At 67.9% G+C, this 24963-nt stretch carries 19 protein-coding genes and 1 riboswitch; of the genes, 8 read left to right on the forward strand and 11 right to left on the reverse strand.

What is annotated here, in order from left to right:
* Positions 1-304 precede the first annotated feature (304 nt).
* From HAV22_RS11780 to HAV22_RS11805, 6 genes are all read left to right on the forward strand, one after another.
* Positions 305-3277: a TonB-dependent receptor gene (locus HAV22_RS11780; RefSeq protein WP_166859265.1), complete on the forward strand. Its 2973-nt coding sequence runs from the start codon at positions 305-307 to the stop codon at positions 3275-3277.
* A gap of 155 nt (positions 3278-3432) precedes the next feature.
* Positions 3433-4965 carry a tryptophan halogenase family protein gene (locus HAV22_RS11785; RefSeq protein WP_208296155.1) on the forward strand — a complete coding sequence of 511 codons (1533 nt, stop codon included), beginning with the start codon at positions 3433-3435 and terminating at the stop codon, positions 4963-4965.
* Between the two features lie 50 nt (positions 4966-5015).
* The gene (locus tag HAV22_RS11790) at positions 5016-5726 is read left to right on the forward strand and encodes a SapC family protein (RefSeq protein WP_166859267.1); all 711 of its coding nucleotides are present in this window, start codon (positions 5016-5018) and stop codon (positions 5724-5726) included.
* Complete coding sequence (locus HAV22_RS11795) at positions 5710-6720, forward strand: cupin-like domain-containing protein (RefSeq protein WP_166859268.1); 1011 nt, start codon at positions 5710-5712, stop codon at positions 6718-6720. The genes HAV22_RS11790 and HAV22_RS11795 overlap by 17 nt, the downstream gene beginning before the upstream one ends.
* A 14-nt stretch (positions 6721-6734) precedes the next feature.
* Positions 6735-8246, forward strand: coding sequence for a tryptophan halogenase family protein (locus HAV22_RS11800; RefSeq protein ID WP_166859269.1), 1512 nt, complete (start codon positions 6735-6737; stop codon positions 8244-8246).
* A complete protein-coding gene (locus HAV22_RS11805; RefSeq protein ID WP_166859270.1) occupies positions 8243-9397 on the forward strand; it encodes an acyltransferase family protein in 1155 nt (384 codons plus the stop codon). Before HAV22_RS11800 ends, HAV22_RS11805 begins: the two co-directional genes overlap by 4 nt.
* Here the strand turns inward: HAV22_RS11805 and mntP are convergent, their stop codons facing one another.
* From mntP to HAV22_RS11860, 11 genes are all read right to left on the reverse strand, one after another.
* Entirely contained in the window at positions 9398-9964 is a 567-nt protein-coding gene (gene mntP, locus HAV22_RS11810; protein WP_166859271.1) for a manganese efflux pump MntP, read from the reverse strand.
* A gap of 4 nt (positions 9965-9968) precedes the next feature.
* Positions 9969-10145: riboswitch (yybP-ykoY riboswitch) on the reverse strand.
* Between the two features lie 33 nt (positions 10146-10178).
* Positions 10179-11486 (reverse strand): sugar MFS transporter, encoded by a 1308-nt coding sequence (locus tag HAV22_RS11815; protein WP_166859272.1) that lies wholly within the window; start codon positions 11484-11486, stop codon positions 10179-10181.
* Positions 11487-11504: 18 nt separating this feature from the next.
* Positions 11505-12467: a glucokinase gene (locus HAV22_RS11820; RefSeq protein ID WP_166859273.1), complete on the reverse strand. Its 963-nt coding sequence runs from the start codon at positions 12465-12467 to the stop codon at positions 11505-11507.
* Positions 12464-15001, reverse strand: a complete 2538-nt coding sequence (locus HAV22_RS11825; RefSeq protein ID WP_166859274.1) for a glycoside hydrolase family 3 protein — start codon at positions 14999-15001, stop codon at positions 12464-12466. Before HAV22_RS11825 ends, HAV22_RS11820 begins: the two co-directional genes overlap by 4 nt.
* A gap of 124 nt (positions 15002-15125) precedes the next feature.
* Positions 15126-16505: a GH1 family beta-glucosidase gene (locus HAV22_RS11830; protein WP_166859275.1), complete on the reverse strand. Its 1380-nt coding sequence runs from the start codon at positions 16503-16505 to the stop codon at positions 15126-15128.
* 97 nt (positions 16506-16602) lie between these two features.
* A complete protein-coding gene (locus HAV22_RS11835; RefSeq protein WP_166859276.1) occupies positions 16603-17631 on the reverse strand; it encodes a LacI family DNA-binding transcriptional regulator in 1029 nt (342 codons plus the stop codon).
* A gap of 73 nt (positions 17632-17704) precedes the next feature.
* Positions 17705-18751 (reverse strand): ABC transporter ATP-binding protein, encoded by a 1047-nt coding sequence (locus tag HAV22_RS11840; RefSeq protein ID WP_166859277.1) that lies wholly within the window; start codon positions 18749-18751, stop codon positions 17705-17707.
* 3 nt (positions 18752-18754) lie between these two features.
* The gene (locus tag HAV22_RS11845) at positions 18755-19693 is read right to left on the reverse strand and encodes a carbohydrate ABC transporter permease (protein WP_166859278.1); all 939 of its coding nucleotides are present in this window, start codon (positions 19691-19693) and stop codon (positions 18755-18757) included.
* Entirely contained in the window at positions 19690-20580 is an 891-nt protein-coding gene (locus HAV22_RS11850; protein WP_166859279.1) for a carbohydrate ABC transporter permease, read from the reverse strand. The genes HAV22_RS11845 and HAV22_RS11850 overlap by 4 nt, the downstream gene beginning before the upstream one ends.
* A 1-nt stretch (position 20581) precedes the next feature.
* Complete coding sequence (locus HAV22_RS11855; RefSeq protein WP_166859280.1) at positions 20582-21814, reverse strand: ABC transporter substrate-binding protein; 1233 nt, start codon at positions 21812-21814, stop codon at positions 20582-20584.
* Between the two features lie 172 nt (positions 21815-21986).
* Positions 21987-22946: a LysR family transcriptional regulator gene (locus HAV22_RS11860; RefSeq protein WP_208296156.1), complete on the reverse strand. Its 960-nt coding sequence runs from the start codon at positions 22944-22946 to the stop codon at positions 21987-21989.
* Between the two features lie 108 nt (positions 22947-23054).
* On the opposite strand from HAV22_RS11860, the gene HAV22_RS11865 reads away from it, so the two are divergent.
* Positions 23055-24146 (forward strand): porin, encoded by a 1092-nt coding sequence (locus tag HAV22_RS11865; protein ID WP_166859281.1) that lies wholly within the window; start codon positions 23055-23057, stop codon positions 24144-24146.
* A gap of 17 nt (positions 24147-24163) precedes the next feature.
* Positions 24164-24949 (forward strand): substrate-binding domain-containing protein, encoded by a 786-nt coding sequence (locus HAV22_RS11870; protein ID WP_166859282.1) that lies wholly within the window; start codon positions 24164-24166, stop codon positions 24947-24949.
* Positions 24950-24963: the final 14 nt, after the last annotated feature.

Here is a 24963-nt window from a genome sequence, read left to right on the forward strand (position 1 = left end):
AATATAGCATCGCCATTTTTTCGGTGTCAAACGGGACGCCCGCCCTGTGCCCGACTCCGGCGTCGTCATTCGCGAGGGCGCCTGCGGTGACAGGTGTTGCGCGGACGGCACGCGCTGCGCGCATCGCAGTGGCGGACAACAGAACAATCCGTTGACAATAGTTTCTTCTGACCATAAGATTCAAGCACGATATGGAAACGTTTCCATGTGATTGGAAGCGGAAATAACGAGGAGGAAAGACGGATTTGAGAACGACCCGTGCGCGAGCGCCGAAGTACACACAGATAAAAACACAGGAGACCCCATGCATTACCCCAAGGCACACCCAAAACTGATCACTCTGGCCGTGGCGAGCGCCTGCGCCGCCTTCATCCCCGCCTACGCCCAGCAAGCGACCACCGAGGACAGCCGCGGCGGCGACATCCCCACCACGGCCGTCCAGCAAGTCGTCGTGACGGGCCTGCGCCAGTCGATGGCCTCGTCGTTGAACCTGAAGCGCCAGTCGGACGGCATCGTCGACGGCATCGTCGCCGAGGACATCGGCAAATTCCCCGACACGAACCTCGCCGAATCGCTGCAGCGCATCTCGGGCGTGTCGATCGACCGCGTGAACGGTGAAGGCCAGAAGATCACGGTGCGCGGCGTGGGTCCCGACTTCAACATGGTGCTGCTGAACGGCCGCCAGATGCCGACGTCGAACCTCGGCGACCTGAACGGCCGCTCGTTCGACTTCTCGAACCTGGCGTCGGAAGCGATCTCGCAGCTGCAGGTCTACAAGACGAGCCGTGCCGAGAACCCGGCAGGCGGCATCGGCGCCACCGTCAACGTGATCACGGCGCGTCCGCTGGACAAGCTTGGCACCTACTCGAGCATCGGCATCAAGGCCGTGCACGACACGTCGAACAACAAGCTGCCGGGCGACGAGAAGGCCAGCTCATCGACGACGCCTGAATTCTCGGGCATCTATTCGACGACGTCGAAAGATGGCCACTGGGGCCTGGGCGTCTCCGCCAGCTACCAGGAGCGCAACCTGGGCTTCAACCAGGCGTCCGTGAGCAACGGGTGGCGCGGTCCGTTCCGCGGCGACGAGAACAACTGGGGCACGATTCCGAACGCCGGCGCGCCGGGTTCGCAGAACGTCGTCAACCATCCGAAGCCGACCGACATCTACGAGGTGCCGCAGAACCTCAACTACAGCATGACGGGCGTGAAGCGCCAGCGCACCAACGGCCAGCTCACTTTGCAATGGCAGCCGGTGAAAGAGCTGACGACGACCCTCGACTACACGTACTCGGAAAACAAGCTGCAGACGAAGCGCAACGACGTCTCCGCGTGGTTCAACTTCGGCCCGTCCGCGTCGACGTGGACCAATGGCCCGGTCGCCGCGCCGCTCGTCTACACGGAATTCATCCCGTCCGGGAACAGCGACATCGCGATGGGCGGCGCGAACTTCGCCACCAAGACGCAGAACAAGTCGCTCGGCTTCAACACGCAGTGGCGCGCCACGCGCGACCTGAAGCTGGAACTGGACGCGCACCACTCGACCGCGGAATCGAAGGCGGACAGCCCGTTCGGCTCCAACAACACGCTGGGCACGGCGAGCTTCTCGCGCGGCGACACGACGGCCGACTTCACGGAAGACTTCCCCGTCCTGTCGATCAAGGGCGCCGACTTCGTCAACGCGCCGCAGCAGGTCACGGGCTCCGTGTTCCAGAATGGCTACATGAAGGGCGACGTGAGCCAGGTCCAGTTCAAGGGCCGCTTGCGCGTGCTGGAAGCATCGAACCTGAACTTCGGTGTCGGTGCCGTCAACGTCAAGAACCGCTCCGCGTTCTCGAACCAGCAGCGCGACTCGTGGGGCGGCGCGACGAAGCCGTCCGACTACCCGAGCAGCCTGTGGCACGCCGACAGCGTCCGCCAATACTTCGACCAGTTGTCCGGCAGCCGCAACCCGAACCTGTTCAACACGTTCTACACCTTCAACTTCGCGCAGGTGCGCGACACCGTGGCGAAAGCGTCCGGCATGCCCGAGAAGTACCTGCCGAAGAATACGTTCGACACCGACCAGCGCACCGAGGAAAAGTCGAAGAACCTGTTCCTCCAGCTGAACTCGGACTGGGATACCGCGCTGCCGATGCACACGGCGATCGGCGTGCGCTACGAGAAGACGGACGTCGTCTCGACCGCCCTCGTGCCGACGGCGACGTCGATCACGATGGTCTCCGCGAACGAATTCCCCGTGCAATTCGGCGCGCCCTCGTTCACCACCTTGACCGGCAAGTACCACAACCTGCTGCCGTCGATCGACTGGGACATGGACCTGCGCGACGACATGAAGGTGCGTGCGAGCTACGGCGAGACGATCGGCCGTCCGCGCTACGACCAGATCGCCGGCGGCCAGATCCTGAATACGCTGGCACGCATCGACGGCGGCACGGGTTCGCAGGGCAACCCGGCGCTGAAGCCCGTCAAGTCGAAGAACTTCGACCTGTCGTGGGAATGGTATTACGCGCAGAACAGCTTCTTCTCCGTCAACGCGTTCTACAAGGACCTGGAGAACTACGCAGGCCAGTCTAAGGTCGACGCCACGCCCTTCAACCTGCACACGCCGGTCGGCGGCGCGCTGTGGAACGAAGCGTCGGCCTCGGGCTGCGGCGCGGACACGGTCTGCATCCGCAACTACATCTTCACGCACCACCCGACGGCGCCGGGCGTGACGGTGACGGGCGTGGACAGCAGCGGCAACCCGTCCGGCAACATCGTCGGCCAGCCGGGCGATCCGGTCGCGCACTTCCAGATCACGACGTTCTCGAACCAGAAGAAGGCGAGCCTGAACGGCCTGGAATTCAACCTCCAGCACATGTTCGGCAACACCGGCTTCGGTGTCTCGGCGAACTACACGTACGTGCACTCGGGCCTGCGCTACGACAACGGCAGCACGGGCGAGCAGTTCGCGCTGGTCGGCCTGTCGAACTCCGCCAACCTCGTCGGCATCTATGAGAACGACAAGTGGAACGTGCGTGCGGCGTACAACTGGCGCGGCGAGTTCCTGTCGTCGACGTTCGACGGCGCCGGTCCGAATCCGAACTACGTGGAACCGTACGGCCAGTTCGACCTCTCAGTGGGCTACAATCTGACGTCGAAGTTGAGCCTGCAGTTCGAAGGCATCAACCTGACGAACTCGACGAATCGCGTCCACGGCCGCGACCAGCACCAGGCGCTGTACGTGACGCAGTCGGGTCCGCGCTACATGGTGGGGGCGCGCTACAAGTTCTGATGTAGCGTACCCTGTACTTCGTTCCGCCACGGGGCAGCCGCAGTCCCGTGGCGGACGAGTAGCCTACCGCAATCGGTTTCAGCGTATAAAAAGTTGTTCCAAATACAGCATTTTCAGGTAGACTCATGCGGCCCACCGGAGATAAGGAAGCTGTGATGAGTAAACCCATCGAACACGTCGTGGTGGTCGGCGGCGGGTCCGCCGGCTGGCTGACGGCGGCCGTCCTCGCGGCCGAGCATCCGCGCCTGTCCGTCACGCTGGTGGAGTCCCCCGGTGTGGCCCCGATCGGCGTCGGCGAGGGCACATGGCCGTCGATGCGGGAGACACTGCAGCGCATCGGCGTCTCCGAAGCCGCGTTCTTCCGCGAATGCGACGCTGCGTTCAAGCAGGGCTCGCGCTTCGACGGCTGGGTCGACGGCAGCTCCGACGATACCTATTTCCACCCTTTTTCCCTGCCCCAGGGCCACGGCGACGCGAACCTCGCGGCCGCATGGCAGCGGGCGCACCGCGACACGCCGTTCGCGGACCTCGTGAGCTACCAGCCGCACCTGTGCCGCGCCGGCTGCGCGCCGAAACAGCCGCAGACGCCGGAATTCGCAGGTGTCGCCAACTACGGCTACCACCTGGACGCCGGCAAGTTCGGCCTGTTCCTGCAGCGTCACTGCGTCGACGAGCTGCGCGTGCGCCACGTGCAGGCGCACGTCACCGACATCGTTTCGCTCGACAACGGCGACATCGCCGCGCTGCGCACGCGCGAAGCGGGCGCCATCGAGGGCGACCTGTTCATCGACTGCACGGGCATGGCGTCGCTGCTGCTGGGCCGCCATTATGGCGTGCCGCTCGTGTCGCAGCGCGACGTGCTGTTCAACGACCGCGCGCTCGCCGTGCAAGTCGCCTACCCGACGCCCGACACGCCGATCGCGTCGCAGACCACGTCCACGGCGCAGGCCTGCGGCTGGATCTGGGACATCGGCCTGCCCACGCGGCGCGGCGTCGGCTATGTGTATTCCAGCGTCCACTGCGGCGACGACGAGGCCGAGCGCACGGTGCGCGCCTACCTCGCCGCGACCGGCGTCGACGGCGACATCCCGGCCCCGCGCCGCATCGCGTTCGACCCGGGCTACCGCGCGCGCTTCTGGGAGCGCAACGTCGTGGCCGTGGGCCTGTCCGCCGGATTCATCGAGCCGCTGGAAGCGTCCGCGCTCGCGCTCGTGGAATTGTCGGCCGGCTGGCTCGCGGACGACCTGCCTGCCACGCGTGCGCAGATGGATGCCGTCGCCGCCCGCTTCAACGATGCGTTCACGTATCGGTGGGAGCGCATCATCGATTTCCTGAAGCTGCACTACGTGCTGTCGAAGCGCACGGATTCCGCCTACTGGACGGATCACCGCAGCGGGCGCACGCGGTCGCCGCGCCTGACCGAATTGCTTGCGCTGTGGCGCACGCGCGCGCCGGCGTGGCGCGACTTCCCGCGCATCGAGGAGATCTTCCCTTCCGCCAGCTGGCAGTATGTGCTGTACGGGATGGGCTTCCGGCCCGAATTGCCGGAGCGTGCGTCCGACCTGCCGGAACGCGCCGAGCAGTTTTTCCGCGACGCCGCGCGGCTCACCGCCCGCATGCTGCCGCAGCTTCCCCCGAACCGCGCGATGCTCGACCACATCCGCCAATACGGCATGCCGGCGGGCTAGCGACCGCGCCCGGCACCACCACGATAACGACAACGAAGAGACTACGAACGATGGCCAACCATGCACCCCTGAACAACGTCGACCACAAGAACCTGCGTGTGGTGACCACCCGCGGCGCGCAATACGGCGACGCCGTGATGTCGGCGCTGACCTTCCCCGCCGAATTCCGCGACCTGCAAGCCTGCTACCCGATCGTCTTCGCCCAGGACGGCAACGGCAGCTACGACGCGATCGCCCTGCTGGGCTTCGAGCAGGGCGAGAACCTGTTCCTCGGCCCGAACGGCTGGGACGCCCCCGCGATCCCGCTGACCGTCGAGCGCCAGCCGTTCATGATCGGGCGCGGCGACGAGTTGTCCGTCCACATCGACCTGGACAGCCCGCGCGTGCGCGACGGCGGCATCGAGGGCGAGGCGCTGTTCCTGACCTATGGCGGGACGAGCGAATACATGGAGCGCATCAGCTCCGTGCTGCGCACGATCCACGACGGCCTGGCCGCATCGCGTGCCTTCGTCACCGCGCTCGTCGAACTGGAACTGATCGAATCGTTCGTGCTGGACGTGGAACTGGACGACGGCTCGCAGAACCGCCTGGCCGGCTTCTACACGATCAACGAGGACCGCCTCGCGCAACTGTCGGCCGACCAGCTGGCGGCCCTGCACGCCAAAGGCTATCTGCAGGCGATCTACATGGCCGTCGCGTCGCTGGCCCAGTTCCGCGCGCTGATCCAACGGAAGAACCGCGCCAATGGCAGCCTGCGCTAAACCCGTCCGCGAGGTCGCGGCCGTCGACGGCCGCCTGCCGGACGAGATGCTGCGCGCGACGGCGCCGTACATCGTGCGCGGCCTCGCCACCGACTGGCCACTTGTGCGCGCCGGGCGGGAGTCTCCGGAAGCGGCGGACGCCTACCTGCGCGAGTTTTATCGTGACGCGACCGTGAATGCGATGCTCGGCCCGCCGCAGATCGACGGCCGCTTCTTCTACAACGAGGGCATTACCGGCTTCAACTTCCAGAGCGTGCGGGCGCGGCTCGACCAGGTGCTGGACGAACTCGCCGTGCAACGCGGACGCGCCGAACCGGGCGCGGTCTATGTGGGCTCGACGTCGGTCGACACCGCCCTGCCCGGCCTGCGTGCCGCGAACGACGTCGACCTGGGCGGGCGCGATGCGCTGGCCAGCATCTGGATCGGCAACCGCACCGTCGTCGCCACGCACTACGACCTGCCGGACAACCTGGCCGTCGTCGCGGTCGGCGAGCGTCGCTTCACGCTGTTCCCGCCGGACCAGCTGAAGAACCTGTACGTCGGGCCACTCGATTTCAACCCGGCCGGCCAGGCGATCAGCCTCGTCGACGTCCGCGAACCCGACTTCGAACGCTTCCCGCGCTACGCGGAGGCGCTCGAACACGCGCAGGTCGCGCAGATGGGCCCGGGCGACGCGCTGTTCGTGCCGTCGATGTGGTGGCACCACGTGGAAGCGCTGTCCGCGTTCAACGTGCTCGTGAACTACTGGTGGCGCCAGTCGCCGGACTGGATGGACACGCCGACGAACGCCCTGATGCTCGCGCTGCTGACGATGCGCGACCTGCCGCCGGCGCAGCGGCGCGCGTGGCAGGAGATCTTCCGCCACTACATCTTCGAACCCGATGCCGCGACCCTCGCGCACCTGCCGGAAGACGCGCGCTACGCGCTGTCGCCGCTCGACGAGGATGGCGCACGCGTGCTGCGCGGGCAGCTGCTGCGTCGCATCAACAGGTAAAGCCAGGAGGAGACATGGACAATAACAAGCAAACGGGCCTTGGACGCCCGATCCGCCGCGTCGTCATCGCGGGCGGCGGCACCGCAGGCTGGATGGCCGCGGCGGCGCTGGCGCGCACGCTGGGCAAGGTCATCGACATCAAGCTCGTCGAATCGGACGACATCGGCACCGTGGGCGTGGGCGAGGCGACGATCCCCAGCCTCGTGCATTTCCACCGCCTGCTCGACATCGGCGAGCAGGAATTCATGGCCGCCACGCAGGCCACCTTCAAGCTGGGCATCAGCTTCGAGGGCTGGCGCGCGCGGGGCGAGGATTACATCCACTCGTTCGGCATGACGGGCACCGACCACTGGACCGCGGGCTTCCAGCATTTCTGGCTGAAGGGCCGCGACCGCGGCCTCGCGAGCGACTACGGCGACTATTGCCTGGAGCTCGTCGCGGCGCAGGAAAAGCGTTTCGGTCACCTGCCGAACCAGGGCATCAACTACGCCTACCACCTGGACGCGACGCGTTACGCGCGCTACCTGCGCCGCTTCGCCGAGCACTTCGGCGCCGAGCGCATCGAGGCGAAGATCGCCAGCGTCGACACGGATCCGGCTACGGGCCACATCGCGGCGCTCGTGCTGGACTCCGGCACGCGCGTCGACGGCGACCTGTTCATCGACTGCACGGGTTTCCGCTCGCTGCTGCTGGGCCAGACGATGGGCGTCGCGTACGACGACTGGTCGCAATGGCTGTTCAACGACACGGCGATCGCCGTGCAGACGGAATCGACGGGTCCCGCCGTGCCCCTGACGCGCTCGATCGCGCATGACTGGGGCTGGCAGTGGCGCATCCCGCTGCAGCACCGCACGGGTAACGGCATCGTGTTCTCCAGTCGCCACGTCGACGAAGCCACTGCGCGCGCCGCGCTGCTGGGCAATATCGAGGGCAAGGCGTTGACGGAGCCGCGCGTGATCCGCTTCAAGCCGGGCCAGCGCCAGCGCGTCTGGGCCGGCAACTGCATCGGCCTCGGCCTCGCGGCAGGCTTCCTGGAGCCGATCGAATCGACGAGCATCCACCTGATCCAGCGCGGCATCGTGCGCCTGTTGCAGACGTTCCCGACGCACGGCATCCAGCAGTCCGACGTCGACGAGTTCAACGCGCAGACCGAGGACGACCTGCGCACGATCCGCGACTTCATCATCCTGCACTACAAGGTCACGAACCGCCGCGACACGCCGTACTGGCACGACGCCGCGACGATGCCCGTGCCCGCGAGCCTGCAGCACCGCATCGACCTGTTCGGCGACAGCGGACGCGTGTTCCGCGAAGGGAACGAGCTGTTCGCGGAAAACTCGTGGGTGCAGGTGATGCTGGGCCAGGGCATGCTGCCTTCACGGTGGCACCCGAGCGCGGACCTGATGGGCGACGACGAGCTGCGCGGCTTTTTGGACGGCATCCGCAACGGCGTCCGCCGCACCGCGTCCCAGCTGCCGCCGCACCAGCAGTACGTGGAGCGCTACTGCCCGGCGGGCAAGCCGTGAGCGGGGCGGCGGCCGGATTCGCCGACACGAGGCGCCACTATCCCGTGCTCGACGGGCTGCGCGGCTTCGCGGCGCTGACGGTCGTCGCCTTCCACCTGTGCGAAGCGCATGCGCCGAACCGCTTCGCCCAGGTGATCAACCACGGCTACCTGGCCGTGGACTTCTTCTTCCTGCTGTCCGGCTTCGTCATCGGCTATGCCTACGACGACCGCTGGCGGCGCATGTCGTTGGGCGAATTCTTCCAGCGCAGGCTGATCCGCCTGCATCCGATGATCGTCGTCGCGATGCTGGTCGGCGCCCTCGCCTTCTACGTCCAGGGCGGGACGCTGTTCCCGATGATCGCCGACACGCCGCTGTGGCGCGTATTGCTGATCATGGTCGTCGGCATGACGCTGCTGCCGGTGCCACCGGCGCTGGACCTGCGCGGCTGGGGCGAGATGCATCCGCTGAACGGGCCCGCGTGGTCGCTGTTCTTCGAATACGTGGCGAACGTGGTGTACGCACTCGTGCTGCGCCGCCTGCCGAACCGCATGCTCGCCGTGCTCGCGCTGCTGGCTGGCGCGGTGCTCGTCCACTACCTCGTGGCGGGGCCGAACGGCGACGTCATCGGCGGCTGGTCGCTGGAGCCCGTCCAGTTCCGGCTCGGCTTCACCCGCCTGGCGTATCCGTTCTGCGCGGGGCTGCTGTTGTCGCGCGTCGTGCGTCCGGGCCACATCGCCTACGGCTTCCCGCTCGCCGCCGCGATCCTGCTTGCCACGATGGCGTTGCCGCGCATCGGTGGCCCGGCGACCCTGTGGATGAACGGCCTGTACGAGGCGGTGTGCATCGTGGTCTTGTTCCCGCTCGTCGTGTGGCTGGGCGCGAGCGCACGCGCGGGTGCGCACACGGGCCGCGCATGCGCCGCGCTGGGCGGGCTGTCGTACCCGCTGTACATCGTCCACTATCCATTCGTGTACACCTACACCGCGTGGACCAACGAACACCACGTCTCCTTGCGCGACGGCCTGCCCGTCGCGGCCGCAACCTTCGCCGCGTGCGTCGCGCTGGCGTGGCTGCTGCTGAAATACTACGACGAACCGGTGCGGGCCTGGCTCACGCAGCGCTGGATGGAGCGCAAGCCGGCGCTCGCCGCGCCGGCCGCCAACAGCTGATCAAGCGCGTCCGATGTGCTCGTAGAGGATCGCAGCACCGATCGCGATCAGAACGAGGCCGCCCACGAGTTCCGCGCGCTTGCCCACCAGCTTGCCGAGGCCGCGGCCCACCATCACGCCCAGCGTGACCATGACGAACGTCGAGAAGCCGATGGCACCGGCCACCGTCACGATGTTCGCGTCGATGAACGCGAGGCCGACGCCGACCGCGAGCGCGTCGATACTCGTCGCGAACCCCGTCACCGCGAGCAGCCAGAAAGAATGCGACGTCGGTTTCGCGTCCTCGTCATCCGCGCCGGACAAGCCCTCGCGGATCATGCGCAGGCCAAGGATCACGAGCAGGGTGAACGCGATCCAGTGATCCCACGCCTCGACGTAGGGCGCGGCCCAATGCCCCAGCGCCCAGCCGATGACGGGCGTGAGGCCTTCGATGACGCCGAAGATGGCGCCCGTGCGCAGGGCTTCGCGGAGATGGGGACGTTGCAGCGCGGCGCCCTTGCCGACGGCGACGGCGAATGCGTCCGTGGACATGGCGAGGGCGAGTGCGGCGGTGGCGAGGAAATTCATTGTGGTTCCAGTCGGGCAATGACGATGGCATGCCGGCGCGGCCCGATGAACGCGCAGGCATACCAAAGGTCTTGCCAACCGAAACGGCTGCCCGCACCACGTCGGCTGTATGCCGGCGAGTATGTTGATACGGGCGCTTCCGCCGGGTGCGGAAGCAGGCTACTCCCCAATGGGATGCCGGCATTTTACTGCAAAGCCGCCGGCATCGCCACCGTCAAGCGGTCGTCGCGCCCTGCCGGTGCAGGTTCGCATACTTCAGGCCGAAGAACAGGATGAAGCCGTAGCACGCGACGGGGATGAAGAACGACGGCTGCACGCCCACGTGGTCGGCGAGCCAGCCCTGTGCGAACGGCACGATGGCGCCGCCCACGATGGCCATGCACAGGATGCCGGAACCCTGGCCCGTGTGGCGTCCGAGGCCGTGCAGCGCCATGCTGAAGATCGTCGGGAACATGATGGAGTTGCACAGGCCGACGGCGAGAATCGCCCACATCGCTGCCTGTCCATGACCGAGGATGGCGCACAGCACGAGCACGATCGCGGCGACCGCGTTGCACGCGAGCGCCTTGCCCGGGCTGACGACACGCATCACGGCAAAGCCGATGAAGCGGCCGATGAGCGCCCCGCCCCAGTACACGCTGACGTAGCTTGCAGCCCGCGCCGCCGTCATCCCGGCCACGTTCGGCTCGCCGAGGAAGTTGACGAGGAAACTGCCGATGCTGACTTCACCGCCCACGTACAGGAAGATGGCGACGGCGCCCAGCACGAGGTGGCGGTACTGCAAGGCCGAACCGGCCGATGCGGCGACTGTGTCGTCCGCGGCCGCGTGGTCGATGCGCGGCAGCCGCGCCAGCGCGAACAGCGCGGCGAGGATCGCGAGCGCCGCCGCCAGCGCGAGGTACGGGCCCTGCACGGTGGCCGCTTCATGCGCGCGGTGCGCCGCCTGGCCGGCCGCGTCCAGCGCCGCGACCTGGTCCGCCGTCAGCGCGCTGGCGCCCGCGAGGATCAGCATGCCGCCCAGCGCCGGGCCCACCGTCGTGCCCAGCGAATTGAAGGCCTGCGTGAGCGTGAGGCGGCTCGATGCCGTCGCGGCCGGTCCGAGCACCGTCACGTACGGGTTCGCCGCGACCTGCAGGATCGTGATGCCCGCCGCCAGCACGAAGAACGCGAACAGGAACAGGCCGTAGCCGCCCTGCGCGGCCGGGTAGAAAAGTCCGCAGCCACCTGCCGCGATCAGCAGGCCCGTGACGGCGCCTTTCTGATAGCCGAGGCGGCGAATGAGGGCGCCAGCCGGGAGCGACACGATGAAGTAGGCGCCGAAGAAGCAGAACTGCACGAGCATCGCCTGCAGGTAGTTCAGCGTGTAGATCGCCTTCAGGTGCGGAATCAGCACGTCGTTCAGCGACGTGAGCAGGCCCCACATGAAGAAGAGGATCGTGACGATCACGAGTGGTCCGGTATTCGTCGCGCCGGCGGTGGGTGCCGCCGTCACGGTCGCGGACGGGTTGGGGGTAGCTGCCATGGAATCTCCTTGTTGTGGTTATCGTGTTGCGGTGTCGAGCAGCGCGGCCACGCCGCGCAGTGCGGGATACGGTTCGGTGACGAGCCAGGTCGGGATGCGCGCCAGATAAGGCTGCAGCCTGCCCTTGCCTTCGAAGCGTTCACGGAACGCGGACGCGTGGAACAGCGGACCGAGCCGGGGCACGACGCCGCCGCCGATGTACATGCCGCCCGTCGCGCCCAACGTGAGCGCGACGTTGCCTGCAACGCTGCCGAGGATCGCGCAGAATGCGTCGACCGTCGCGCGGCATGCGGCGCAGCTGCCGTCGAGCGCACGCGCCGAGATGTCCGCGGCGGCCAGACGTTCGCCGGCAAGCACGCGGTGGATCGCTTCCAGGCCCGGTCCGGACAGCAGGCGCTCGGCCGACACATGGCCGTGTTCTTCCCACAGCGCGTCCAGCAGGCGCATCTCGGTACGCGTGACGGGCGCGAAGCTCGCGTGCCCGCCCTCGCCCGCCAGTGCGATCCAGCGCCCGCCGCCCGCAGGCATGACGCCGGACACGCCCAGCCCCGTGCCCGGCCCGATGAGGCCCAGCGGACGCTCTTCGACCACTGCGGCATCCAGCCCGCCGATGCGTTCGCGTCCACGGGCATCCAGGTGCGGCAAGGCTTGCGCCAGCGCCGCGAAATCGTTCACGACGAGCAGCGTGGCGAGCCCGCAGGCCTCCCGCAATGCCACGATGGAAAAGTGCCAGTGGTGGTTCGTCATGCTCACCATGTCGCCCTCGACCGGATTCGCGATGGCGATCGCGGCATGGCGGATGCCGTCAGTCGCGTGCCCGCGCGCGGCGGCGCGGGCGAGGTAGGCATCGATCGCGTCCTTGACGTGCTCGTAGTCGCGGCACGCCAGCACCTCGATGTCGGCGCATCCGTCGCCCGGCGCCTGCAGCGCGAAACGGGCATTCGTGCCGCCGATGTCGGCCAGCAGGCGGAACGCGGTCATTGCAGGTCCTCGCAAGCCACGGCATCCGTCGCCGTCGTCACGTCGACGTTGCCGAAGGCGGCCGCGAACGGGCCCTCGCTCGTCACGCGCAGCGGCGTGTCGACGCGCGCCAGGTCGACGCCGTGCGCGCGGAAGCAGGCCAGCGGAATGGCGACGGATTGGCGGCCCTTGCCGGCCAGCCGCGTGAACAGGCGGGTTGCGTCGAGCGGCGTGCCACAAGGCGTGCCGCCGCAGGCCATCGCGATCGTCACCTTGGCCGCGGGGGCGCCTTGCACGAGCGTGTCGAAGCGCAGCACACCTTTGTCCGCCAGCGCGGCCGGCAAGGCGAGCGGCTTGGCGCCGTGCGCCTCGAACGTCGCCGGTGCAGTCCACGTGACGAGCTTCGCATCCTGCTGCGTCTTGATCTGCGCGATGGCCACGGCGATGCCCGGCAGGCTGGCCCCCGCGTTCAGGTCTGCACCGAGCGGCGCGGCTTGCGTGCCGCTGACGATGCGCAGCGGGAAGCTGGCGCGGTCGGCCGGGCCGAACACGGGATACGTATCGGCGCTGCTGCAACCGCCGGCCGCGTACGTGGCGTCGAGCATTCCAAGGTGCGAGCGCTCGCCGCGCTTCAATCCATAGCCGTAGGCGAACAGCGGGGCATAGCCGACATCGCCCACGTTCAGCGGCGTCTGGCACACGCCCTTCGGCCACGAGAACGACAGCTTGCCCGTGAATTCATGGGGTTTCGCGTCCTTGCCCGCGACGAGCAGGTCGGACACGCCCTTGCCTTCCGTGCCCGGCAGCCACGCCGCGATGAACGTGTCGGACAAGTTCAGCAAGTCGTTGACCCACAGCGGGCGGCCGGACAGGAACACGGTCACCACCGGCTTGCCCTTGCCGTGCACTTTCTGCAGCACGGCCAGGTCATCCGGGTACCGGCTCGTGTGGCGCAGCGTGCCGGAAGGTACGATGTCGCCGTCGCCTTCCGCGTACGGCGCTTCGCCGATCACAGCGATGACGGCATCGAACCGTGCAGGATCGACGTCCGCGCCGTCGGCGCTGTACGTGACGTCCGCTCCGGCCGCCTTCAGGCCCGCCAGGATCGTGTCGGCTTTCGGGAAATCGGCATTCGTGTTCGCCGTGCCCTGCCACGTCAACGCCCAGCCGCCCGTCTGGTTGGCCATGCTGTCGGCAGCCTTGCCGACGACGAGCACACGCTTGCCGGCGGCCAGCGGCAGCACCGGGCCTTCGTTTTTCAGCAGCACCAGCGATTCGCGCACGGCACGGCGGCCCAGGTCCTTGGCGAGCAGCGCGTCGTCACGGCCGGCCCACGCGGACTGCGATGGACGCTTGGCGAACACACCGGCGCGCAGCTTCACGCGCACGATGCGGCTGACGGCGTCGTCGATACGCGCCATGGGAATGCGTCCGGCCTCGACGTCCTTGACCGTGTTGGCGATGAACGCCTTCCAGTCGGTGGGCGCCATCACCATGTCGACGCCGGCGTTGATGGCCTGGGCACAGCTGTCGTTGCGGCAGCCGGGCACTTCGCCGATGCCGTTCCAGTCGGTGACCACGAAGCCGTCGAAGCCCATCTTGTCCTTCAGGATGTCCGTCAGCATGTAGCGGCTGCCGTGCACCTTGCCGTGGTCACGTCCCGCCGCCACGTCGTTCCACGAATTGAACGAGGCCATGACGGTCTGTGCGCCCGCCTCGATACCGGCGTAATAACCCTGCGCGTGGATGTTCATCATGTCGCGCTCGCCGACCTTCGCGACGCCCGTGTTCACGCCGAATTCCGTGCCGCCGTCCGCCATGAAGTGCTTGATGCTGGCGATGACGTTGGCGTCGCTCTTGAACGTGTCCTGCAGCCCTGTCACGTATGGCCCGGCCAGACGCTTCACGAGCTGCGGGTCTTCCGAATAGCTTTCGTACGTGCGCCCCCAGCGGTCGTCGCGCACGACGGCGACGGTCGGGCCGAACGCCCAGGCGATGCCCGTCGCGCGCACGGCCTTGCCCGTCGCGGCGCCGATCGCCTTCACGAGCTCCGCGTCGCGCGTGGCGCCGAGGCCGATATTGTGGGGGAACATGGTGGCGCCGTAGACGTTGTTGTGGCCGTGGACGGCATCGGTACCCCAGATCATCGGCACATTGATCGCCATGTCCGTCGCCATCGATGCGTCGTAGTACGCATCCGCCAGCTTCAACCAGTCGGCGGCGTGCGCGTGCTTGTCGTTGCCGGGCCAGCTGCCGCCGCCATTCAGCACGGATCCGAGGTAGTACGTGCGGACGTCGTCCGGCGTCACGCTCTTGATTTCCGCCTGCGTCATCTGGCCGATCTTCTGCGCGAGCGTCATGTGGGCGACGATCTCGCGCACGCGCGCCTCGAGCGCGGCGTTCGGACGGATGGCGCTGTGCAGGCGCGGCCAGTCGGTCAGCGCCGGCGCGGCCGGCGCGGCGGCAGTGCCGTAGGCGGCCAGCGCCAGTGCGCACGCGGCGGCGAGGCGGAGCGGGATGCGCGTGTGCGCCGCCCGGGTGCGGTGGATGGTCATGCGGGTGTCTCCAGTGGTGTCGTTATGGATCTGCGGTCACGATTGGAAACGATTCCAATCCCTTCGCAGATTATTCAATGCAAACACCCGCGCTGTCAATCACCCGTTGCGAAAGGAGGTCGGATCAGTCGTGCCCCAGGAACGCGCGATACCACTTCGCGCTGTCCTTCAGCCGGCGCTGTTGCGTCGCATAGTCCACGTGCACGAGGCCGAAACGGCGCAGATAGCCTTCCGACCACTCGAAGTTGTCGAGCAGGCTCCAGGCGAAATAGCCTTTCACCGGCACACCGTCCGCGACGGCCTGGCGCAGCGCAGCCAGGTGGCGCATCAGGTAGCGCCGCCGCTGGGTGTCGCGCACGGCGCCGTCAGCACCGACGACGTCGTCGTAGCACGCCCCGTTCTCCGTCACGTACATCGGGCCGGGACGGTAGTCGCGGTCGACGCGGGCCAGCAATTCCGCAAGGCCTTGCGGCGCCACGGGCCAACCCAGCGCCGTCGTCTCCCCTTCCGCCGGCAGCAGGCGCGTGCCCAGGGGGCCGTGGCCGGGCGCGTCGGCGACCGTCTCGGGAAAATAGTAGTTCACGCCAAGGAAGTCCGTCGGCGCGGCGATAGCGTCCATGTCGCCGGGCAGCACGACGGGCGCCGCGTCGCCCACTTGCGCGAGCGTGGCGGCCGGGTAGCCGCGCCCGTACAGCGGGTCGAGGAACCAGCGGTAGCGCAGGCCGTCGTGGCGTTCCATCGCCGCGACGTCGCGCGGACTGGTGCTCGCGGGGCGCAGCGGGTGGAGGCTCAGTGCGATGCCGACCTTCGCATCGGGCACATTCGCCCGGACCAGCGGGACCGCTTTGCCGTGCGATAGCAGCACGTGGTGTGCCACCTGCAGCGCCGTGCCGAAGTCCGTGAGCCCTGGCGCGTGCCAGCCTTCGTAATTGCCGAGGATCGCCGTGCACCATGGCTCGTTGTGCGTGATCCAGTGGGACACGCGGTCGCCCAACCGGCGCGTCATCGCGTCGGCGAAGTCGAGAAACGCGTCGACCGTGGTGCGCGCGGCCCAGCCGCCCCGGTCCTGCAGCCATTGCGGCAAGTCCCAGTGGTACAGTGTGGCCCACGGCTGCAGCCCGCGCTCCAGCATGCCGTCGACGAGGCGCGAGTAGAAATCGAGGCCTTTTTCGTTCGGCCTGCCGCCCGTGCCGTCGAAGATCCGCGGCCACGCGATCGAGAAGCGGTAGGCGTTCAGCCCCAGGTCGCGGCCGATGTCCAGGTCCTCGGGCCAACGGTGGTAGTGGTCGCACGCGACGTGGCCGGACGACCCGTCCCGGATCGCGCCGGGTGTCGCCGCGAACCGGTCCCAGATCGATTCGACGCGGCCGTCTTCGGCACCCGCGCCCTCGATCTGGTACGAGGACGTGGCGCAGCCCCACAGGAAATCGGCGCCGAAGTTGGCGCGCCGGGGCGCATGGGGTTCGGGGCCGGCGGCACCCTGCAGCAGATCGTCGTTGGTCATCGTAGTCGGTGTATTGTGATTGTATTTGGAAAGCTTTCCATGCAAGCGCCAAAAAAAAGCGCGCAAGCGAACGCGCGCCCTGGCTGCGGCCGCGGTGTCACGCGGCCTTGCGCCTCCCGCTCGGCGCCGTGGCCAGCGACGCCCGCAACGTCAGGCTCACGGGGAATTCGCGCGTGACGGGCCGGCGCATGTCGTAGCACAGGTTGAGCAAGGCGTTGATGCCGTTCTGCGTCATCTCGCGCCACGGCATGTGCACGGACGTCAGGCGCGGCGCGGAAAATTCGGCGCTGGGCGTGTCGTCGTAGCCCAGCACGGACAGGTCGTGCGGCACGCGGATGCCGGCCTCCTGGAAGTACGACAGCGCGCCCACGGCCATCTCGTCGTTCGCGCAGAACAGCGCCGTGCACGGATAGCCGGAATCGAGCAACTGCTTGGCCGCGGACCAGCCGCCCGCGGGCGAAAAGTCGCTCTCAAGGCGCCATACCTTGTCCGGGTCGATGCCGTTGTCGCGCAGCTCGCTCATGAAGCCGGCGATGCGGGCGCGGTTGTCCTCCAGTTGGCGCGGGCCTTCGACGACGGCGATCTTGCGGTGCTTGTGGTCCAGCAGCGCGCGCGCGGCGAGGCGGCCGCCCAGCGTGTGGTCGACGGTGAAGCACTGGTCCGGCATCGAATCGAAGCTGTGGTTCAACGCGACGAGCTGGCCCGCCTTCGCGCCCAGCGCGGCGACGTCCTCCTCCTGCAGCGCGCTCGTCATCACGACGAGACCGTCGCAGCCCCGCTCGACGAGGAACTCGATGCCCTCGACGGCCTGGCGGCGCTCGTCGCCGAGACCCACGCCGAACGCGAGCACCATGTGGACACCGGCCGTGCGCAACTCCGTGTCGATGATCTGCAGGATCGGAGTGTAGAACGTTCCGCTCAGCACCGGGATGTACACGCCGACCATGCGGCTCGTACCCGACAGCAGCGCGCGCGCCGCGTGCGACGGACGGAAGCCCAGCTCGTCGATCGCTTTCTTCACGCGGGCCAACGTCGCCGGCGACACCGATCCCTTCCCGCTCACCACGCGCGACGCGGTGCCGAGGCCGACGCCGGCCAGCTTCGCTACGTCCTTGATAGTCGCCACAAACTCTTCCTCAATGCTTACGTTTCACGGGCCGCCGACGCGGCGCACCCGAAGGATACTGCATCCGTGCCCATCACAGCCGATTTCCCGTCTGCGGATCGAACAGCGATACCCGCGCCGCATCGATGGCGAAGGCCACGCGGTCGCCCGGCTCGTGGCGGCACCCGTCATGCACGAGCGACGCGAGCGTCGCGGCGCCACAGCGCAGCCACACGACGTGGTGGTTGCCCATCGGTTCGACCAGGGTCACATCAGCCGTCATGGGGCCGTCGGCGCGGATGGTCACGTGCTCGGGGCGCACACCCAGTACGGCCGCCTGCGCGGCGCTCCCCGGCACGCATGCGAGTTCGATACCGTCTCCCCTGAAACGTCCGGCGCCATCGAGCACGCCGTCGACGAACGCCATCGCCGGCGCGCCGAGGAAGCCGGCGACGAAGCGGTTCGCGGGGCGCTCGTATACGTCCAGCGGCGTGCCGATCTGCTGTATCTCTCCGGCCTGCATGACGACGATGCGGCTCGCAAGCGTCATCGCCTCGACCTGGTCGTGCGTCACGTAGATCATCGTCGAACCCAATGTCCGGTGCAGCAGCTTCAGTTCGCGCCGCAGTTCGGCCCGCAGCTTGGCGTCCAGGTTCGACAGCGGCTCGTCGAACAGGAAAACCTGCGCCTCGCGCACGAGCGCGCGCCCGATCGCGACGCGCTGGCGCTGCCCGCCGGACAGCTGCGCGGGCTTGCGGCGCAACAGCGCATCCAGCTGCAGCATGGCGGCGGCGCGGTCCACGCGGCGGCGGATCTCGGCCTTCGGCGTGCCCGCGATGCGCAGGCCGAACGACATATTGTCTTCCACCGTCATCGTCGGATACAGCGCGTACGATTGGAACACCATGCCGATCCCCCGCTCGCTGGGGTCCGCATCCGTCATGTCGCGTCCGCCGATCTCGACGGCGCCGGAATCCGTGTCGACCAGGCCCGCGATGCTGTGCAGCAGCGTCGACTTGCCGCAGCCGGAAGGCCCCAGCAGCACGAGGAATTCGCCAGGTTCGACGACGAGGTCGAGGTCGCGGATGATGGGCTTGCCGCCCAGGACGATGTTCAGTTTGCGCAGCGAGACGTTGGCCATCCCTTATCCTTTCACGGCACCCGCGGCAATGCCGCGTACGAACCAGCGGCCCGAGACGAAGTACAGCGCCAGCGGCACGAGGCCCGTGAGGATCGTCGCCGCCATGTTCACGTTGTACTGCCGGGTGCCCGTCGTCGTGTTGATCACATTGTTCAGCTGGACCATCATCGGCATGTGGTCGCGTCCCGCGAACACGAGGCCGAGGATGTAATCGTTCCACACGCCGGTCACCTGCATGATCGCGGCGACGACGACGACAGGCAGCGACATCGGCAGCATCACCTGCAGGAAGATGCGCCAGAAGCCGCCGCCGTCGATGCGCGCCGCGTGGAACAGCTCGTGCGGAACGCCGCAGTAGTAATTCCGGAACAGCAGCGTCATCACAGGCATGCCGAAGACGAGGTGCACGAGGACGATCGCCGGGAGGCTGCCGAAGATGCCGGCCAGCGCCAGCACGCGCACGAGCGGGTAGATCATCACCTGCACGGGCACGAAAGCGCCCGCCATCAGGATTCCGAACAGCACGTTCGCGCCGCGCGGACGCCAGAACGACAGCGCGTAGCCGTTTACGGCACCGAGCAGGATAGGCAGCAACGTCGACGGCACGGTGATGGCGACGGAATTCCAGAAACCCGTGCGCACGCCTTCGCACGCGGCGCCCGTGCACACGCCACTCCACGCGAGGCGCCACGGCTCGAGCGTGGCCGCGTGCGGCAGCGCGAAGATGCCGCCCTGGCGGATCTCGTCCATCGTCTTCAGCGACGTCACCACCATCACGTACAGCGGCAGCAGGAAGAACAATGCGGCGCCGAACAGGAAGACGTACAGCCCGATGCGTGCAGGCGTGAGGCGCAGGCGCGCACGGCGCACGACAGGCGCCGGCTGGTCGTGCGCGGCCGGTGCCGGCGCCGCCAACGGCGGTGCGGTCGTGTGCGGATTCATGCGGCCTCCTTGCTGCTGCGGGCGTACCGGCTGCGGGCATACGCGTACGGCGCGAGCAGCGCCAGCACCGGCATGAGCAGCACGATCGCGCCGGCCGAGGCGAGGCCCACGTTCGAGCGCAGGAACAGATGGTCCATGATGAACTTCGCGGGGACTTCGCTGGCGATGCCCGGCCCGCCCTGCGTCATGGCGACGACGGCGTCGTACAGTTTCGCCACGGCCGTCGCCAGCAACAGCAGGACCGTGGCGATGGTCGGCCACAGCATCGGCAGCACGATCTGTGCGTACACGCGCCAGGCGGGAATGCCGTCCAGCCGCGCGGCCTTCCAGATTTCCGGATCGATGCCGCGCAATCCGGCAAGCATCAACGCCATCACGAGGCCGGACGCCTGCCACACGGTCGCGGCGACGACGGTGTAGATTGCGTAATCCTGCGACACGATCCAGTCGAAGCGCACGTGCGCGAACCCGAGCGCGCGCAACGCGCCGTCGACGCCGTCGCCCGGCGTGAGCAACCATTGCCACACGAGGCCCGTCGCGACGAACGACATCGCATACGGATACAGGAAGATCGTGCGGAACACGCCCTCGCCTTTCACGTTCTGGTCGACGAACACCGCGAGCAGGAAGCCGATGACGAGGCTCGCCAGCACGAACAGCACGCCGTACGCGGCCAGGTTGTGCAGCGACAGCATCCAGCGCTCGTTGTCGAACAGCCGGTGGTATTGGGCGAAACCGATGAAGTGCCCGGACGGGAACGTACGCGATCCGGTCAGCGAAATATAGAAGGTCCACAGGCCGGCGCCGAGGTAGCCGAGCGCCGCGACGGCGGCCATCGGCAGCAGCGCGGCGTACGGCGTGGCACGGGACAGAGAGCGGCGCGCCATGTCAGTAGCGCAGCGCCGAGGCGATGCTGTTCTGGGCCCGCTCGACGGGCATGTCCGTGTTCCAGAACGCCGTGAGCACGTCCTGCAACGCGCCGTTCTGGTCGGGCGACAGATAGATTTCGGGCACGCCCACGGGCCGCCGCGGATCGCGCAGGATCGCCATGCCCTGGCGCGCGCAGGCGTCGAAGCCGCTGTCGTCCGCATCCAGGCGCACCGGGATCGAGCCTTTCAGCTTGTTGAACGCACGCTGCACGGCGGGCTTGTCGACGACGTCCACGAGCAGCTTCTGCGCGCGCAGCGTGCCCGCGTCGTCCGTCTTCGGGAACACGAAGACGTCACCCTGGATCAGGTAAGGCGTGTCCGCGGAGAGACCGGGCAGGCAGCCGAACTGGCGACCCGGCGCCTGGCCAGCGGCGATGAACTCGCCCTTCGCCCAATCGCCCATGATCTGCATGCCGGCCTTCCCGGCGATGACAAGCGCCGTCGCATCGTTCCAGTTGCGACCCGGCGACGCGGGATCGACATAGCCCTGCAGGCGCTTGAACGCGACGAGCACCTTGCGGAAGGCATCCGAACGGATCGCGGCCTGGTCGCGGTCGCGGACCACTTTCAGGTACAGGTCGCGCCCGCCGAGGTTGGCCAGAACCATCGAGAACAGCAGATTCTCCTGCCACGCCTGGCCGCCGTGCGCCAGCGGGATCAGGCCCGCGGCCTTGAGCTTGTCGAGGTCCGCGAACAGCTCGTCCATGCTCGCGGGCTCGCGCCCGATGCCGGCCTTCGCGAACGCCGCCTTCGAATACCAGATCCACGTCAGCATGTGGAGGTTCATCGGCACGGCATACCAGTGGCCACGCACCTTGATCACGTCGACGATGGGCGCCGGCAGCACCTGGTCCCAATGGTCGCGGCGGGCGACGTCGTCGACGGTGCCCAGCATGTCTTCCTCGATGATGTCGAGGAACTGCTTCGACGTGTTGAACTGGGCGGCCGTGGGCGGGTTGCCGCCGATGATGCGGTTGATGGTGACGGCACGCGACTGGTCGCCGCCGGCGATGGCGGTGTCGACCCATGTCCCACCGGCGTCGCGGTAGGCCTGCGCCACCTGCTTCACGGCGGCCGATTCGCCGCCCGACGTCCACCAGTGAATCACCTCGGCCGTCGGACCGGCGGATGCGGCAGATGCGGCGGACGCGCACAACCACGCGCACAGCAGCCACCTGCGGGTTCCGTACATGCTGTCTCCGTTATGGCGTCCTGGCGGGGCCGGCGCCTTGTTCTGGGCCGTCACCGGAAGCGTGGAAACGTTCCCATGACGGCTGCCCGACTATAGCACCGGGCGAAAATCGGTGTCAAACACCAACCTGGTATTGTCCTACAGCCGACCTGTGGCCGGGAGTGGTTTTGCATTAAAACAACGCACCGGCCGCCGGATCGCCGGCCGCCGGATCGCCGGCCGCCGGATCGTCCTGCGCTTTCACGAGCGCCTCCTGCAGCATGCCGAACAGCGTGCGCGCCGCCGGCGCCATCGTGTGATTGCGCTTGCTGATCAGCCCCAGGGTGCGGTGGATCGCCGGGTTCACCAGGGGCACGCCGACGATCGTGTCCGGCCGCCCCGGCAGCACGGACAGCCCCGGCACCGCGGCGACGCCCATCCCCGCCTCGACGAGTGCCAGTACGCCGGACACGTGGTTCACCTCGCACTGGATGACGGGATGCTTCTCGACGCCGGCCAGCGCCGCGTCGATGACGCTGCGGTTGCCGCTCGACTTCGCGACCGAGATATAGCGCTCGCCCACCGTGTCCTTCCAGGTCAGCGACGCGCGCCCCGCCAGCGGATGGTCGCGCCGCATCGCCAGCACATAGCTCTCCACATAGATCGGCTCGAACACGATCTCCGGGTCGGCCGCGCCCGTGAAGTTGATGCCGAAATCCGCCTCGCCCGCGAGCACGAGGTTCAGCACGTCCTGCGCGCTCTCGTCGTGCACGCGCACGCGGATGCGCGGGAAGCGCTCGCTGAACGCCGTCAGCACGGCGGGCAGGAAATGCCATACGGCGGACGGCACGCAGGCCAGCGTGACCGTGCCCGTACGGTGCGCCGCCAGGTCGGCGACACCCAGCACGGCGTCTTCGAGGCCATCGAGCGCGGTGCGCACGTTGACGAGGAACGCCTGCCCCACGTTCGTCAACTGCACGCGCCGGGTCGTGCGCTCGAACAGCTTCACGCCGAGGCCTTCCTCCAGTTTGTCGATGCGGCGGCTCAGCGCCGACTGCGACAGGAACAGGTCGGCGGCCGCCTGGCGGAAGCTCGCCCGTTCGGCGACGGCGATAAAGGCCTGCAAATCGTGCAGATCGTAATTGATGCGCATGATGCATTAATCAGCTTGAAAATTGCAATTATCAAATTATGCCATTTGGCGCATGATTCGACCACCCAACCACTGCCTCGACAAGAAGGCATCCAACAAGGAGACACCGTGCGCCATTCCTGCGCCCTCACCATCCTGCTCGCGACGAGCGGGACCTGCCTGGCCCAATCCAGCATCAACTTGTACGGCATCGTCGACGTGGGCGTCCGCGCCGCCGACGGCCTCGCCGCCAACAACGCGCCCACCCCGGCGAGCCGCACGACGTCGGTGGGCAGCGGCATCGACCAGACCAGCCGCTGGGGCGTCAAGGGCGCCGAATCGCTGGGCGGCGGATGGCGCGCCGTGTTCCGGCTCGAAGGCGGCATCAATGCCGATACGGGCTCGCAAGCGAAGAGCGACCGCCTGTTCGACCGGCTTGCGTGGGCCGGCGTCGAGTCGCCATACGGCACGCTCGCCCTCGGACGCCAGGCCAACCTGATCTCCGACGCCCTCGTCGCCGTCGACCCGCTGGGCAAGCGCTTCGCCTCGTTCAACCCGAACGTCAATGTCGCGGGCCTGAGCAACACGGCGTTCGGCACCCACGCGTTCGGCCGCCAGTACGGCCCGAGCGGCTATGCGGACAACTTCTACCGCCTCGACAACACGATCAAGTACACGGCGACCGTCGGCCCGTGGCAGGCCCGCGCCGCGTATTCGGCAGGCGAAGTGGCGGGCGACTCCGCCGCGTCGAGCAGCCACGGCGTGGCCCTCGCCTATGTGCGTCCGGACGTCGCCGTCTCCGGCGCGACGATGCAATTCCGCAGCCGCGAAGGACTGCCCCTCGATGCCTGGTCGCTGGGCGCAGCCGCGCACCTGGGCGCTTGGCAGTTCAAGGCCAACGCCGCGCGCAACGTGGCCGACACGGGCCCGGGCAAGTCGGTGCACCAGCGCGTGCTGTCGGCCGGCGCGAGCCACCCCGTCTGGCGCGACGTGCTCATGACGGCGGCATGGTACAGCGTGCGGCGCGAGGCGACCGCGTTGCGCGACGACGGGTTCGACCGCGGCTTCCTGTTCGTCGAAAAGGCGCTGGCGCCCCGCACGACTGCGTACGCCGAAGCCGACTACACGGTCTGGCGCGGCGATGCCGCCGGCCTGACGGCAGGACGCGCGAACGACCATCACGGCACCGGCCTCACGCTGGGCCTCATGCACAAATTTTAAAGAGACAAGGAGCACGTATGCGATCACATCACCTGAAGCACAAGGCACTCGCCGCCCTCGCCGCCCTGGCGCTGGCCGCCTCGGCCCACGCCGCCGACCTGCACGTCGTCAGCTCCGGCGGTTTCGCCCAGGCGTACAAGGACCTGTCCCCGCAGTACGAGCGCGCGAGCGGCGACCGTCTCGTGTCCGAGTGGGGCCCGTCGATGGGCGCGACGAAGAACGCGATCCCGGCGCGCCTCGCGCGCGGCGAGGCGATCGACGTCGTCATCATGGTCGGCGACGCGCTCGACAAGCTGATGGCAGAGGGCCGCCTCGAACCGGGCAGCAAGGTCGTCCTCGCCAACTCGCCCATCGCCTGCGCCGTCAAGCACGGCGATCCGAGGCCCGACATCCATACCGTCGACGGCCTGCGCCAGGCCTTCCTGCACGCGCACCGCGTCGCGTACTCCGACAGCGCGAGCGGCGAATACATCCGACACCAACTGCTCGACAAACTGGGCATCCGCGAACAGATGGAAGGCAAGGCGGCGCAGATTCCCGCCACGCCGGTGGGCGAGATCATCGCGCACGGCGAAGCGGATTTCGGCTGCCAGCAGCGCAGCGAACTGAAACCCGTGCAGGGCATCGACGTCGTCGGCGTGCTGCCGCCCGAAGTGCAGCTCAACACGGCATTCTCCGGCGCCGTCGTGCGCGGTGCGCGCAACCCCGTATCCGCGCGCGCGCTGCTCCGCTTCCTGGCAGCGCCCGCGAACGCCGCCGCCATCGAGGCCACCGGGCTCGAACCCGTCGCGGCCACGCATTAAACCCATTCAGCAGA

This window comes from Telluria antibiotica (assembly GCF_011682055.1).
Taxonomy (GTDB): domain Bacteria; phylum Pseudomonadota; class Gammaproteobacteria; order Burkholderiales; family Burkholderiaceae_D; genus Telluria; species Telluria antibiotica.

What these genes read in the sequence shown, in the direction of transcription:
- HAV22_RS11780 (WP_166859265.1), top strand. Translation starts at nt 305, where the DNA reads ATGCATTACCCCAAGGCACACCCAAAACTGATCACTCTGGCCGTGGCG.
- HAV22_RS11785 (WP_208296155.1), top strand. Translation starts at nt 3,433, where the DNA reads ATGAGTAAACCCATCGAACACGTCGTGGTGGTCGGCGGCGGGTCCGCC.
- HAV22_RS11790 (WP_166859267.1), top strand. Translation starts at nt 5,016, where the DNA reads ATGGCCAACCATGCACCCCTGAACAACGTCGACCACAAGAACCTGCGT.
- HAV22_RS11795 (WP_166859268.1), top strand. Translation starts at nt 5,710, where the DNA reads ATGGCAGCCTGCGCTAAACCCGTCCGCGAGGTCGCGGCCGTCGACGGC.
- HAV22_RS11800 (WP_166859269.1), top strand. Translation starts at nt 6,735, where the DNA reads ATGGACAATAACAAGCAAACGGGCCTTGGACGCCCGATCCGCCGCGTC.
- mntP (WP_166859271.1), bottom strand. Translation starts at nt 9,964, where the DNA reads ATGAATTTCCTCGCCACCGCCGCACTCGCCCTCGCCATGTCCACGGAC.
- HAV22_RS11815 (WP_166859272.1), bottom strand. Translation starts at nt 11,486, where the DNA reads ATGGCAGCTACCCCCAACCCGTCCGCGACCGTGACGGCGGCACCCACC.
- HAV22_RS11820 (WP_166859273.1), bottom strand. Translation starts at nt 12,467, where the DNA reads ATGACCGCGTTCCGCCTGCTGGCCGACATCGGCGGCACGAATGCCCGT.
- HAV22_RS11825 (WP_166859274.1), bottom strand. Translation starts at nt 15,001, where the DNA reads ATGACCATCCACCGCACCCGGGCGGCGCACACGCGCATCCCGCTCCGC.
- HAV22_RS11830 (WP_166859275.1), bottom strand. Translation starts at nt 16,505, where the DNA reads ATGACCAACGACGATCTGCTGCAGGGTGCCGCCGGCCCCGAACCCCAT.
- HAV22_RS11840 (WP_166859277.1), bottom strand. Translation starts at nt 18,751, where the DNA reads ATGGCCAACGTCTCGCTGCGCAAACTGAACATCGTCCTGGGCGGCAAG.
- HAV22_RS11845 (WP_166859278.1), bottom strand. Translation starts at nt 19,693, where the DNA reads ATGAATCCGCACACGACCGCACCGCCGTTGGCGGCGCCGGCACCGGCC.
- HAV22_RS11850 (WP_166859279.1), bottom strand. Translation starts at nt 20,580, where the DNA reads ATGGCGCGCCGCTCTCTGTCCCGTGCCACGCCGTACGCCGCGCTGCTG.
- HAV22_RS11855 (WP_166859280.1), bottom strand. Translation starts at nt 21,814, where the DNA reads ATGTACGGAACCCGCAGGTGGCTGCTGTGCGCGTGGTTGTGCGCGTCC.
- HAV22_RS11860 (WP_208296156.1), bottom strand. Translation starts at nt 22,946, where the DNA reads ATGCGCATCAATTACGATCTGCACGATTTGCAGGCCTTTATCGCCGTC.
- HAV22_RS11870 (WP_166859282.1), top strand. Translation starts at nt 24,164, where the DNA reads ATGCGATCACATCACCTGAAGCACAAGGCACTCGCCGCCCTCGCCGCC.